This is a genomic window from Flavobacterium sp. NKUCC04_CG (genome assembly GCF_019345525.1).
Taxonomy (GTDB): domain Bacteria; phylum Bacteroidota; class Bacteroidia; order Flavobacteriales; family Flavobacteriaceae; genus Flavobacterium.
On the sequence record NZ_JAHKRA010000006.1, the window covers coordinates 94699 to 109101 of the forward strand.

The 14403-nt window shown below is 36.8% G+C and carries 11 protein-coding genes; 7 read left to right on the forward strand and 4 right to left on the reverse strand.

From position 1 onward, the window contains the following. Window positions 1-387: 387 nt before the first annotated feature. Window positions 388-1044 (forward strand): ATP-binding cassette domain-containing protein, encoded by a 657-nt coding sequence (locus KO524_RS06565; protein ID WP_219292060.1) that lies wholly within the window; start codon window positions 388-390, stop codon window positions 1042-1044. Between the two features lie 216 nt (window positions 1045-1260). Here the strand turns inward: KO524_RS06565 and sufD are convergent, their stop codons facing one another. The 4 genes from sufD to KO524_RS06585 form a co-directional block, all read right to left on the reverse strand. Next, window positions 1261-2580 carry a Fe-S cluster assembly protein SufD gene (sufD, locus tag KO524_RS06570; RefSeq protein ID WP_219292064.1) on the reverse strand — a complete coding sequence of 440 codons (1320 nt, stop codon included), beginning with the start codon at window positions 2578-2580 and terminating at the stop codon, window positions 1261-1263. A 50-nt stretch (window positions 2581-2630) separates the two neighbouring features. Continuing rightward, the gene (gene sufC / locus KO524_RS06575; RefSeq protein ID WP_219292067.1) at window positions 2631-3380 is read right to left on the reverse strand and encodes a Fe-S cluster assembly ATPase SufC; all 750 of its coding nucleotides are present in this window, start codon (window positions 3378-3380) and stop codon (window positions 2631-2633) included. Between the two features lie 100 nt (window positions 3381-3480). Beyond that, window positions 3481-4929, reverse strand: a complete 1449-nt coding sequence (gene sufB, locus KO524_RS06580) for a Fe-S cluster assembly protein SufB (protein WP_219292069.1) — start codon at window positions 4927-4929, stop codon at window positions 3481-3483. Between the two features lie 141 nt (window positions 4930-5070). Beyond that, window positions 5071-5400, reverse strand: a complete 330-nt coding sequence (locus KO524_RS06585; protein ID WP_219292072.1) for an iron-sulfur cluster assembly accessory protein — start codon at window positions 5398-5400, stop codon at window positions 5071-5073. Between the two features lie 527 nt (window positions 5401-5927). On the opposite strand from KO524_RS06585, the gene KO524_RS06590 reads away from it, so the two are divergent. The 6 genes from KO524_RS06590 to KO524_RS06615 all read left to right on the forward strand — a co-directional run bounded on the left by KO524_RS06590 (window position 5928) and on the right by KO524_RS06615 (window position 14396). After that, on the forward strand, window positions 5928-6785 hold the full coding sequence (locus KO524_RS06590) for an MBL fold metallo-hydrolase (RefSeq protein WP_219292075.1): 858 nt from the start codon (window positions 5928-5930) through the stop codon (window positions 6783-6785). A 646-nt stretch (window positions 6786-7431) separates the two neighbouring features. After that, window positions 7432-9045, forward strand: coding sequence for a S8 family peptidase (locus tag KO524_RS06595; RefSeq protein ID WP_219292078.1), 1614 nt, complete (start codon window positions 7432-7434; stop codon window positions 9043-9045). A gap of 100 nt (window positions 9046-9145) precedes the next feature. After that, window positions 9146-11038, forward strand: coding sequence for a M1 family metallopeptidase (locus KO524_RS06600; protein ID WP_219292081.1), 1893 nt, complete (start codon window positions 9146-9148; stop codon window positions 11036-11038). Between the two features lie 94 nt (window positions 11039-11132). Continuing rightward, window positions 11133-11525: a ribonuclease P protein component gene (gene rnpA / locus KO524_RS06605; RefSeq protein WP_219292084.1), complete on the forward strand. Its 393-nt coding sequence runs from the start codon at window positions 11133-11135 to the stop codon at window positions 11523-11525. Window positions 11526-11538: 13 nt separating this feature from the next. Next, window positions 11539-12390 carry a DUF4349 domain-containing protein gene (locus KO524_RS06610; protein WP_219292086.1) on the forward strand — a complete coding sequence of 284 codons (852 nt, stop codon included), beginning with the start codon at window positions 11539-11541 and terminating at the stop codon, window positions 12388-12390. A 26-nt stretch (window positions 12391-12416) separates the two neighbouring features. Next, complete coding sequence (locus KO524_RS06615) at window positions 12417-14396, forward strand: KUP/HAK/KT family potassium transporter (RefSeq protein WP_219292089.1); 1980 nt, start codon at window positions 12417-12419, stop codon at window positions 14394-14396. Window positions 14397-14403: the final 7 nt, after the last annotated feature.

Consider the following 14403-nt stretch of genomic DNA (forward strand, 5'->3'; position numbering starts at 1 on the left):
CAAAATCTGATTTTTTATAAGATAAAAACAGTAAACGATATTTAATTTAAACATATCGACGGCTTAAATTCCTTATGCGGAATTAGGAACAAATTTATTAAAGATGATTACCAACAGAGAAATAAGGTTGCTTTTAGAGTTTTATAAAGAAGTTTTTATACTCAATGCTCCGCTATCTCTACTTTTGTTTTTGTTTAAATTTAATCTTCCATCCATTTTAATTTTTTACTCTACTTTAGGATTTGCAATGGTATTGGGATATTTTAGAATATACAAAAGCCACCTTTATATTTACTATCATAATTGTGGCATTACAAAAACCAAACTCCTAGTAGTCACTTCGTTGATCAATGTAATCGTATCGCTATTCATTTATTTCACTCTAATATGGTTCATCATTTAATAGCAGACAGTATAGTTAAGCATCGGGGCAGTAGGGCGATACTTACCGATATCGCCTTAAGTTGTAAGACAGGTGAAATAGTCGGTGTTTTGGGTCGAAACGGTTCCGGTAAAACAACGCTATTAGAAATTATTTACGGCGTTCTTAATTGCGAACACAAATATTTAGCCGTTGATGGAGTGAAAGTCAATCATTTGTATTCGCTACGTCAGACCATTAATTATCTACCTCAACATCGCTTCATTCCTCCCTATTTAACGGTATCTAAAGCGATTACACTTTTTTTAGAAAACGATATAAAACAGGCTATTTATAAAGATGACATCATCCTTTCCTTAACCGATAAAAAGATTAAGGAACTCTCCTTTGGTGATTTGCGGTATTTAGAGATTATGCTAATTCTTAGTTCGCCTTCTAAATTTACCTTACTCGATGAGCCCTTTCAAGGTTTAGCACCCATAACTGTTGAAAGAATACAGAAACTTATTACAAAAGCCAGCCAACATCGCGGTATTATTATCGTTGACCACAATTACCATACTGTTTTGGAGTTGAGCAATAAACTCTATATACTACAAGAAAGCTGTCTCCACCCCCTTAAAGACCTCTCAGAATTACAGAATTTCGATTATCTGGTATGATTTCTAGTTAGCTGCGTGAAGGATGGAAGCGGCATCCTTTGACGAAGCGAAGCGAAGTTAAAGATATAGCGAACAGCCTGGCCGCTTACAAGGGCTGTTTAAGCCCTAAAAGCGGACACGCCATACCATTAACTTATCCTTTTAAAAATGGCTTTAAATACGAAAGCCAGAACTATGATAGCTCTGGCTTTTATATTGAGATTGATACATCGTATTTTAGATTTCAAAACCCATTTCAACACCTAATTTGGTCGCGATGAGTTTGGATACTTTTTCTTTTAAATCCGGTATTTTTACACTGGACAATACTTCATTGGTAAAGGCATACATCAACAAAGCGCGTGCTTCTTTTTTAGGAATACCGCGTTGCTGCATATAAAACATGGCATCGTGATCCAATTGCCCAATCGTACATCCGTGAGAACACTTCACATCGTCCGCAAAAATTTCTAATTGTGGCTTGGAGTTTACCGTAGCCTTATCGGTCAACAATACGTTGTTGTTTTGTTGGAAAGCATCGGTTTTTTGGGCCAAGCGATCCACATAGATTTTACCGTTAAACACGCCTTCCGAAGCACCGTCATAAATTCCTTTATAGTTTTGGTGGCTCTCACAATTCGGTTGATTATGCGAAACCAAAGTATAATGATCGACGTGTTGCTTGTCGCCTATAATGGTAATTCCCTTTAAGGTACTGTCTATACGCTCTCCATCTTGCGAAAAGTTTAGGTTGTTACGCGTCAACTTTCCTCCAAAAGAAAAGGTATGTACAGAAACGACACTTTCCTGCTTTTGCACGATAAAGGTATTGTCTATCAAGTTAGCCGTTTGATTGTCGTTTTGCAATTTATAATAATCAACAATAGCGCGTTTATGAGCAAATACTTCTGTTACACTATTGGTCAATACCGTATTATCACTTAAACTCTGATGGCGTTCGATGATTTGAACATGAGCATTCTCACCTACTACAACCAAATTACGCGGTTGTGTAAACAAGGCTTGTTCACTATTGGCCGTCGAGAAGTTAATAATTTCTATAGGCTTGTCAACCACTTTGCTTTTCGGAATGTTGATATAAGCTCCTTCTAATGAAAAAGCGGTATTCAAAGCCGTTAAGCTATCTGTTTTATCGGCAGCCATATTGAAATAGGTGTCGATAATCATTTTATATTTGGGTTTGTTTAAGGCCGAAGACATCAAACAAACATCGATTCCATCATGTGTAGTCGATGATAAATACGAACTAAATACGCCGTTAACGAACACCAATTTATAGGTATCGACATCGTTTAGAAAATATTTTTTAACGTCTTTAAAGTCGATTGCCTTTTCGCTTTTAGGTAAAACACTAAAATCGTTTTTTAACAAGGCATTTAAAGAAGTATATTTCCAAGCTTCATCCTTTTTAGTAGGAAAGCCTTGGTTTTCAAAGGTTTTTAAAGCGTCCAAACGCAGGTTGTGCAACTCACTGTTGACATCAACTCTTTGTTCAAAAGCGATAAAAGAGGATATTAATTTATCTTTCAATTCCATAATGTGCAGTTCTAAATTAGATTGATAATTGTTTTAAGTGGTCGATCGAATTACTCGATTTCGTTCTTAATCCAATCGTAACCTTTTTCTTCTAATTCTAATGCCAATTCCTTTCCACCCGTTTTCACAATCTTACCATCGTATAATACGTGTACAAAGTCTGGAACGATATATTCTAACAATCTTTGGTAATGCGTAATCAAGATTACCGCATTGTCCTGGCTTTTTAATTTATTAACTCCATTAGCAACGATACGCAAAGCATCGATATCCAAACCGGAATCCGTCTCATCCAATATCGCCAACTTCGGCTCTAACATGGCCATTTGGAAAATTTCATTTCTCTTTTTCTCTCCTCCAGAAAAACCTTCGTTTAATGAGCGGGAAAGGAATTTACGATCGATTTCCAACATTTCCGATTTCTCACGAATCTTTTTCAACATCACGTTAGCCGGCATTTCTTCCAAACCTTGTGCTTTTCTAGATTCGTTAATAGCCGTTTTCATAAAGTTCGTTACCGATACTCCCGGAATCTCAACAGGATATTGAAACGAAAGGAAAACACCTTTATGCGCTCTTTCCTCTGGTGCCATTTCCTTGATATCTTCTCCTTCAAGAAGAATCTCTCCTTGAGTAACTTCGAAATTTTCATTTCCAGCGATAACAGAAGACAAGGTACTCTTACCAGCTCCATTAGGGCCCATAATCGCGTGAACTTCTCCGGCATTAACTACCAAGTTAATTCCTTTTAATATTTCTTTATCTTCTACGCTAGCGTGTAAATTCTTAATTTGTAACATGCTTTGATTTTGAATTTGAGATTTGAAATTCTAGATGCGAATCTGCGATTGCAAAACTCTGTTGTTTTATTATATGTTTTATCTATAAGTTCTCTGTCAATTATCCAACACTTCCCTCTAGGGAAATCTCTAATAATTTTTGTGCTTCTACAGCAAATTCCATCGGAAGTTTGTTTAAAACCTCTTTGGAGAATCCGTTTACAATTAAGGCAATCGCCTTTTCTGTAGGAATTCCTCTTTGATTACAATAGAATACCTGATCTTCACCAATTTTACTGGTCGTTGCTTCGTGTTCCAATTGTGCCGTACTGTTTTTTACCTCGATATAAGGGAATGTATGCGCACCACATTGATCACCCATCAATAAAGAATCACATTGGGTAAAATTACGCGCATTATCTGCACGAGCACCGATTTGAACCAATCCACGGTAACTGTTTTGAGATTTTCCGGCAGAAATACCTTTCGAAATAATCGTCGAACGAGTGTTTTTACCCAAATGGATCATCTTGGTTCCCGTATCGGCTTGCTGGAAATTATTAGTCACTGCAATAGAATAAAATTCTCCAATAGAATGATCTCCTTTTAGGATACATGATGGGTATTTCCAAGTTACAGCAGAACCGGTTTCCACCTGAGTCCAAGAAATCTTCGCTCTGGTTTCACACAATCCTCGTTTCGTAACAAAGTTATATACCCCACCTTTACCTTCTTTATTTCCAGGAAACCAGTTTTGAACGGTAGAATATTTTATTTCAGCATCGTCCAAAGCAATTAATTCCACCACTGCAGCATGCAGTTGGTTTTCGTCTCTAGACGGCGCTGTACATCCCTCTAAATAACTCACATAACTTCCTTCATCAGCAATAACCAAGGTTCTTTCGAATTGTCCGGTTCCAGCCTGATTGATACGGAAATAAGTAGATAATTCCATAGGACAACGTACACCCTTAGGTATATAACAGAAAGATCCATCAGAGAATACCGCTGAATTTAAAGCGGCATAAAAATTGTCTTTACGCGGAACAACGCTTCCCAAATATTTTCTAACCAATTCGGAATGCTCGCGAATCGCTTCGGATATCGAACAGAAAATAATTCCCTTCTCTGCCAATGTCTTTTTAAAAGTAGTGGCTACAGATACGGAGTCAATCACGATATCAATAGCTACTCCTGCTAAACGTTTTTGCTCTTCCAAAGAAATGCCCAACTTGTTAAACGTATCCAACAATTCAGGATCAACCTCATCAATACTGTCGTATTTAGCCTTTGTCTTTGGAGCTGAGTAATAAGAAATCGCTTGGAAGTCCGGTTTTTGATAATGAACATTAGCCCATTCCGGTTCAATCATTTCTTGCCAAGCACGAAAAGCTTCCAGTCTCCATTCTGTCATCCATTCCGGTTCTTCCTTTTTAAGAGAAATCGCACGAACAATCGCTTCGTTTAATCCAATAGGAAAAGTTTCCGATTCGATGTCGGTATAAAAACCATATTCGTACTCCTTGGTTTCCAGTTCTTTTTTAAGTTCTTCTTCGGTATATTTGCTCATATTTTTTTTTAAATCTAAAAACCCTGGATATACTTAATCCCTAAGTTTTCGTTCAATAAATAAAATTTCTTTAATAGAGAAAACAGGTCTTGTAAACCTGTCTTCGTTTTTTCTGTCTAATGCGAATACGTAAACTCTGAATTACAGAGAAAAACTCTCGCCGCAACCACAGGTTCTGTTTGCATTGGGGTTGTTGAATTGAAAACCTTTCCCATTCAAACCACCCTCAAACTCTAAAGTTGTTCCTACCAAGTATAGAAAACTCTTTTTATCAACAGCTATGGTCACCCCGTTGTCAACAAAAATCTTATCTTCTTCACCTGAATCGTGGTCAAACTTTAAATCATAGGAAAGTCCGGAACATCCGCCACTTTTTACGCCCACTCGAACATAATCTTTAGCTACGTCAAATCCCTCATCTTCCATTAGTAGCGCCACGCGCTTACTTGCTGTATCTGAAACTTTTATCATGTGTTTATATGGATTAGTTCTAAAACTATTGCAAAGATATTATAAAAAATGCGGTTTCCTATACGGAATAACATTTTTATAACTAATGACGCAATAGTCAAAACTTATTGTTTTAATCACATAATAACCAATAACTTAACATTTTTTAAACGATTCAATTTTACGGTATTAAAAACACTTTAGCACCCTTTAAACAAACAAAAACAAAAGTATTTAACAATCCGTATAAACAAACATGACAAATATCATACTTTTTTAATTTTTCATATTTTGACGAGAATTTAAAAATCCAATCGTTTTCTGCGAATTGTCTGTTTTCGATTAGCCCTTTCGAACAGTCACTCGGCTTTTAAACCTTTTAATATCTGAGGGTTATTCCGTTTTCATTTCCACAGTTTCCCAGCCCAACCTACGATGAGCTATAAAAATACGGACTAAACTGGTTTGCGATCGACTGCTTGTCCAATTAGGAATTGTAACCCTCAATTAAAATGATTAATTTGCGTCTGACAAAAACAAAGACAATCATGAAATTATATGCTATAGAAAGCGGCAACTTTAAGTTGGATGGCGGTGCGATGTTTGGTGTGGTACCCAAAACTATCTGGAACCGTACCAATCCAGCGGACTCGAACAATTTAATTGACATCGCTGCTCGTTTACTTTTGATTGAAGAAGGTAGTCGATTGATTTTAATTGACACGGGTATGGGAAACAAACAATCGGATAAATTTTTCGGGTATTACTCGCTTTGGGGTGATTATTCGATCGATAAATCGTTGGCACAACACGGATTTCATCGTGACGATATCACCGACGTTTTTTTAACACATCTTCATTTTGACCATTCTGGAGGGGCCATCAATTGGAATGCGGATCGCACGGGTTATGAAACCGCTTTTAAAAACGCCAAATATTGGTCCAATGACAAACATTGGGACTGGGCTGTAAACCCAAATGATCGCGAAAAAGCTTCTTTCCTCAAAGAAAACATACTACCCATTCAAGAAAGCGGTCAGTTGTCTTTTATCACAAGACCTGAAAACGATTTACTTGCCAAATCGGAATTGGATTTTGGAATCTTTTTTGCCGACGGGCACACCGAAAAACAAATGATTCCACTGATCGATTATCAAGGAAAAAAAATCGCTTATGTAGCTGACTTACTTCCTACAGCTGGTCATATTCCTTTACCCTATGTTATGGGATACGACACCAGACCGCTATTAACCCTAAAGGAAAAAGAAAAATTCTTAAAAACGGCGGCAGACGAAAATTACTACCTGTTATTGGGTCACGATGCACACAACCAAATTATTACGGTACAAAATACCGACAAAGGTGTTCGCCTCAACGAGGTTTTCCGCTGTGAAGATATTTTTTAATTTTTTAAACAAATAGCATTCGCCATAATTGGAGTATGCTATTTGCCTTATTTTATTTTATATGGATGGATTCCTGCGTTCAAACTATAAAACACTGCCACTCTATTAATGACTTATACGGTAAAACGTTATAGCCTATCTCCTAAGGCTTTGTTATTGATACACAAATCCCCTAAAGAATAACTGACTTATAGCGCTACTCAAAATATACTTGTAAAAAAGCACAGCGATTCTCTTCTTTACTACTTTCCTTAAAAAAACACTATCTAAATAAATAAAAAACTGTGAACTAAAATAATGTGAATTCAATCAGTCCAAGTGATTATGTTAAACTTTAAAGGTCATAACCGTTAAAAAAACTTTAATGTGGTCCGGCATCGGTTTTAAAAAAGGTTTTCGCAAGCGTGAATTATTAGATAGATGGCAATAAAAAACCCCTAAAAACCTGTGTTTCAATATAAAAACAAAAATTTCATCCGATTTACTTTCAGATGAAGAGATTGTTTGCGTAATTTGTACAACGAGGACAACGCGATAAGCTTTTTATACTTATTTAAAGGCTGTTTGAGTTAAAAGAATTGTTATTTAGCCGTAAATCACTAAATTCGGCCTTGGAAATAAATTATAACCTATTAAAAAATACCAGATGCGTTTATTAAAACCGGTTTATTTATCTGCAACTTTAGCCCTAGTGCTAGCGAGTTGTGGAGGAACAAAATTCGCTAATTACACCCCTATCAGTGGAGTTGATCATTTACCTAAAAGAACAACTGCGTTAACAGATGAGCAATTAAAAAGATGGAGTCATTTAGATTTAGTTCGTGATACCGTACCAGGAATGTCTGTTGACCGAGCTTACAACGAATTACTAAAAGGTAAAAAAGCAACAAAGGTTGTTGTTGGAGTAATTGATTCGGGAGTAGAAATCGAACACGACGATTTAAAAAAGGCTATTTGGACTAATCCGAAAGAAAAGGCTGCAAACGGTATTGACGACGATAAAAATGGTTTTATAGACGATATACACGGCTGGAACTTTTTGGGCAAAGCCGTTCATGAGAATTTAGAATACACCCGTATTGTAAAAAAAGGTGACGACGGTTCGGCTCAATATAAAAAAGCCCTTGCCAAACACCGCGAAGAATTAAGCGAAGCTGCCGAGAGTAAAACGCGTGTTGACATTTTATTAAATGCCAACAAACAATTGTTAGAATACTTTAAGGCGGACACTTATACAGTTCAAGATTTAGAAAAGATAGATGCCAAGGCCGATGCAAAAATCGTCTCAGCAAAAAATATCATGTATGGTATTATGAGCAGAGGTAACGATCTTTCGATTTTGGATAAATACAGAAAACAGGTTGAAAGCAAATTAAATTACCAATTGAATTTAGAATTTGACGGTAGGGCTTTAACCGGCGACAACCCCGACGATATTAAAGATGTTGTTTACGGAGATAACAATGTTCTAGGACCAGACCGCGATGAAGCGATGCACGGTACCCACGTATCGGGAATTATAGCACAAGAACGTCACAACAATCTAGGTGGTGATGGTATTGCTTCTGATGTAGTTGAAATCATGGCCGTACGCGCTGTGCCAGACGGAGATGAATACGATAAAGACATTGCACTGGCTATTCGTTACGCTGTAGACAACGGAGCTAAAGTAATTAACGGTAGTTTTGGTAAATACTTTGAAACCCATTCTCAATGGGTTCGCGATGCGATTGTTTATGCTGCACAAAAAGATGTGTTGATTGTAGTTGCTGCAGGAAATGACGCCTTAGATTTAAACAAAGATGGTGGTGTGGATCGTTTTCCAAACGACAATGTAAAAATGGGTAAAGAAATTGCTGATAACTTCTTAGTTGTTGGTGCATTAAATCCAGAATTTAGCGAAAAATTAATCGCTCCTTTTTCCAATTACGGACATTATGATGTTGATGTATTTGCACCAGGTGTAAAAATTTATGCTACGGTTCCAAACAATACTTACGACTTTTTACAAGGAACTTCTATGGCTTCTCCTAATGTAGCTGGTGTAGCAGCCTTGGTTCGTGCATACTATCCTAAGTTAAGTGCTGGACAAGTGAAAAAGATCTTGATGGATTCTGGAATCGCAATTGACAAGGTGGTAATCTTAGGTGGTGATGTTAAAGACAAAAGAAACTTTAAAGAGATTTCCACTTCTGGAAAAATCGTTAATGCCTACAATGCAATTTTGTTAGCAGACCAATTGTCAAAAGCTAAAAAATAAGTCATTTTAAATTATCAATAACTCAAGTTCACTAGCTTTTCCTCCCTTCGACTTATCGATTTTAGGAATACTAGTGAACTTGTTCTTTTAAAACCTTAATATGAAAAAGTTTTTCCTTTCCCTTAGTTTTTCTCTTGCTTTTCTTGGAGCTCTAGCTCAGAAGAATCCCAATCCAGGATATTGGCAACAACATGTGGACTACAAAATGGAGGTCAACATGGATATCAAAAAATCTCAATACGCCGGAATTCAAAAACTAACCTATACCAATCATTCTCCAGATACATTAAATCGGGTGTTCTTCCATTTGTTTTACAATGCCTTTCAACCGGGGAGCGACATGGATGCCCGTCTAAAGTCGATTGCAGATCCTGATAAACGCATGGTCAACACCATTGAAAAAGGAAATAAAAAGGTTTATGAAAGTAAAATCAGTTTATTAAAACCCGATGAGATTGGCTATTTAAAAGTTAAAAACCTAAAACAAGACGGTGTTGAATTAAAAAGTACTGTAGTAGGAACGGTTTTGGAAGTTACTTTAAAACAACCGATTCTACCAGGAGCTTCTACGGTTTTTACCATGAATTTTGATGGTCAAGCACCAAAGATGATTCGAAGAGCCGGTAGAAATTCTGCTGAAGGAGTTGCCTTATCCATGGCACAATGGTTTCCAAAAATGGCCGAATACGACTTTGAGGGCTGGCATGTAGAACAGTATTTGGGACGTGAATTTCACAGTGTTTGGGGCGATTTTGACGTTAAACTTACCTTGGATAAAAACTACACTGTAGGTGCTACTGGAAACCTCGAAAACAAAAATGAAATTGGACACGGTTATCAAGACGACAACATTACAGTAAACCATCCGAAAAACACCAAAAACTTAACTTGGCATTTCACTGCTAAAAACGTGTTGGACTTTACTTGGGCAGCAGACGATAACTATATACACGACAAATATCCAGGTCCAAATGGTTTGACGCTACACTTTTTGTACAAAAACAATCCTAAAATTATCGACAATTGGAAGTTATTACAATCGCGAACAGCTGCATTATTCGAATTTTACAATAGAACTGTAGGCCTGTATCCTTACGATCAATATTCGGTTATTCAAGGAGGAGATGGCGGAATGGAATACTCTATGTGCACGTTGATTACGGGAAATCGCGATTTCGCAAGTTTGGTTGGTGTAACGGCTCATGAAATGGCGCACAGTTGGTTTCAACACACCCTGGCAACCAATGAAACCAAACACGAATGGATGGATGAAGGTTTTACATCTTTTATTTCTGATTTGGCAGTGATGACCGTCATGGACAAAACAGAACAAGAGGATACTAACCCATTTGGCAACTCGTATAAAAATTACTATTATATGGTGAACAAGGGTATTGAACAACCCTTAACAACACATGCTGACCGCTTTGACCTCAATAGTGCTTACAGCATTTCTGCCTATGTTAAAGGATCGGTGTTTTTGACACAATTGTCTTATATCATTGGAATGGAAAACACCATGAAAACCATTAAGCAATATTATAAAGATTACCAATTCACACATCCTACACCAAACGATTTTAAACGAACTGCGGAACGCGTAAGTGGTGCGGTACTGGATTGGTATATGGTGGATTGGACCCAAACAACCAACACCATCGACTACGGTATTGAATTCGTTGAAGATGCTGGAGCTTCTAAAACAAAAGTAAGTCTCCAACGCATTGGACGAACTCCGATGCCTTTAGATATTATGGTTGAATATGAAGACGGTTCTTTCGAAAGTTTTTATATTCCAAATACTTCCATGCACTGGATCAAACCCAATCCATATCCAGAAATCAAACGCACGGTGTTGACCGGTTGGGGATGGGGTAATCCGCACTATGAATTTACCATCGATCAACCGAGAAAAAAGATTAAAACCATTATTATTGACCCAAGTCAATTCATGGCCGATATCGATCAAAAAAACAATGTTTACAAAGCATAACAGCACTTAAAAACCCCTCAAAAAAGGGGTTTTTTTTATTTCAAATTTGTACGAAAGCTTTTTTTACCTTTGTAGCGCAGAAGAAACCCAACACATGAAATTGAATTACCCCAAAAAAGAGAAATTAAAAAGCCATATCACCATTGCATCTTTATTTACAGAAGGTAAATCTGTGAGCAAATTTCCGTTGCGTTTGGTTTATGTGCCCGTGGATGCTTCTGAACAACAAGTAAAGATAAAGATGGGGGTTTCCGTTTCCAAAAGAAACTTTAAAAAAGCGGTTGATCGCAATTACTTTAAACGGGTATTACGCGAAACCTATCGCCTAAATCAAGAACTGCTCTTGGAAAACCTAGATCAACCTTATGCGATTATGTTTTTTTACCAAACTAAGGAACGTTTGACATTCAACGAAATAAATGAGAAAACGATTCAATTATTTACTAAGTTTATAGTAGCTATATCTAACGATTCAAAAGAATCTTAATTCAACGAAATACATGCGTTATTTTTTGCTATCCCTTTCCCTATTACTACTGCCTTTGGGTTGTGGTCAAGACAACGCATCGTCAAGTTATGCTGTCGAAGCAATGGACGGTGCCCTATCTAAAGAAGCAGCAAACTACGATGAAGTTAATGAAGCGGCAACTGATTCCGAAGAATCCATAAATAAAGAGTCCAAAATTATAAAAACGGGAAACATTCGCTATGAGGTTAAGGATTTAAATACATCCTTTGAAACTTTAAATCAACTCATTAAGTCCCATTCAGGTTTTATACAAAACGACAATTCGGGTAGCCAATATAACTATACCTATAGAAATATTATTATACGCGTTCCCAACAAAAATTTTGACAAACTACTCGACGCGATTAGTAAGGATGTTGCTTATTTCGATAACAAAACGATTACGGCTACAGATGTAACGGAAGAATTTATTGACGTGGAAGCGCGCCTAAAGACCAAAAAAATACTAGAGAATAGATACTTAGAACTGTTGGGCAAAACCAATAAAATAGCTGAGATTCTCGAAATTGAAAAGTCATTATCGCAAATTCGCGAAGAAATCGAATCGGTACAAGGCCGTTTAAACTATCTAAAAAATCAAATTTCATACAGCACATTAACCATCGAAATATACCAAACCTCAGCTTCGGGAATCGGAATAACCGAATCCTATCCTATAAAAATGTGGCATGCTGTAGTTTCGGGATTTAATTCTTTATCTGGATTTATCCTGGGTGTATTAACCCTTTGGCCGTATTTAATTATTACTGCAGTAATTTATATTTTGGTTCGTAAGCGGATCTGGAAAAGAAGAAAAAAATCACAAATCGATAAAGAACAATAACTAATTATAATCTTAAAAATAGCAACTTGAGCACACTATCCAAAACCTCGTCCAATTCCATTAATAAAGTTTCCGTAGGAACTCTTTTAGTTACCTTAGGAATTATATTCGGAGACATTGGTACTTCGCCCTTATACGTGATGAAAGCCATCATGGGCAAAGAAGTTATTCAAGAAGCTATCGTTTTAGGTGCTATTTCTTGTGTTTTTTGGACACTAACCTTACAAACCACCTTCAAGTATGTCTTTCTAACTTTAAAAGCAGATAACAAAGGAGAAGGCGGGATTTTCTCCCTTTATACCCTAGTTAAAAGATTACATAAAAAATGGCTAATTGTTCCGGCAATTATCGGAGGAAGTGCTTTATTGGCCGATGGAATCATCACCCCACCCATTTCGATTTCTTCTGCTTTGGAGGGAATTAAGATTTATCAACCGGACTTACAGACGATACCGTTGGTTTTAGGTATATTATTTGGATTGTTTTTTATTCAGCAGTTTGGAACCAAATTTATTGGAAAGTTCTTTGGACCGATGATGCTTATTTGGTTTGTGATGCTCGGTATTCTAGGTGTTAGTCAAATGATGGGCAGCTTCTACGTATTAAAAGCCTTAAACCCATACTATGCTTTTCACTTACTTTCCATTCACTCCGATGGATATTATGTTTTGGGATTTGTGTTTTTGTGTACCACTGGTGCAGAAGCATTATATAGCGACTTAGGACATTGTGGTATCAAAAACATCCGAATCAGTTGGGCCTTTGTCAAAATCATGTTGGTCTTAAATTATTTTGGACAAGGAGCTTATTTAATTGAACATTCTGGAAAAACTTTAGGTTTTTTATCGGCTAATCCAGACAATCCAGGAAATCCCTTTTACCTCATTATGCCCGAGTGGTTTTTACCCGTCGGAATTACCATAGCCACTATAGCGGCAGTTATCGCATCTCAAGCTTTAATCAGCGGTTCCTTTACCTTAATCAACGAGGCGATGCGTTTGAATTTTTGGCCCAAAGTACGTGTAAAATTCCCTACCGACATCAAGGGACAATTGTATATTCCATCCATAAACTGGTTGTTGTTTTTCGGTTGTTGTTTTGTTGTTTTGCATTTCAAAGAATCCGGAAATATGGAAGCTGCCTATGGTTTGGCCATTGTCATGTGTATGATCATGACCACCATATTACTAGGTTATTACATGGTTCTCAAACGATATAATCCCATATTTATCGTTTTGATTTTATTGGTGTATTTAAGCATTGAGATTTCTTTCTTTATCGCCAACATTCAAAAATTCTCTCACGGAGGTTATGTGTCCATCTTTATAGCCGGAATACTTGCCTTGACCATGACCATTTGTTTTTTGGGAAAACGCATTCGAAAAAACTATACGGAATTTACCAGTATCGACAAGTACAAAACCGTTTTGTCCGAAATTAGTAAAGACCCGACGATTCCAAAATATGCCACCAACTTGATTTATTTAACCAACGCTCAAAACCCAGAGGAAGTGGAATCAAAAATCATGTATTCGATTTTGCAAAAAAGACCAAAACGCGCCGATAATTATTGGTTATTACACGTCAATGTAACCGACGAACCTTATCAAATGGAATACCGCGTAAGAGAACTTTTACACGACAACTTAATACGCGTAGATTTTTATTTGGGATTCCGTATAGCACCGAAAATCAATTTGATGTTTAGAAAAGTTGTTAAAGACCTTATGGAATCTGGGGAAATTGACCTTTCAAGTCGTTATGAATCTTTGAACAGAAACAATATTTTAGGTGATTTTAAATTTGTTTTAATAGAGAAATTAGTATCTTATGACAATGATTTGCCCGTAAATGAAAGAATTATATTAGATTTATACGATTTAATAAAGAAAATCAGTTTGTCCGAGGAGAAAGCTTTTGGTCTAGATAGTAGTTCTGTAAAGATTGAATACTACCCGATGATCATACGTCCAACTCCTGATATACCGCTGATTCGAAGAAAGTAAAAAACCG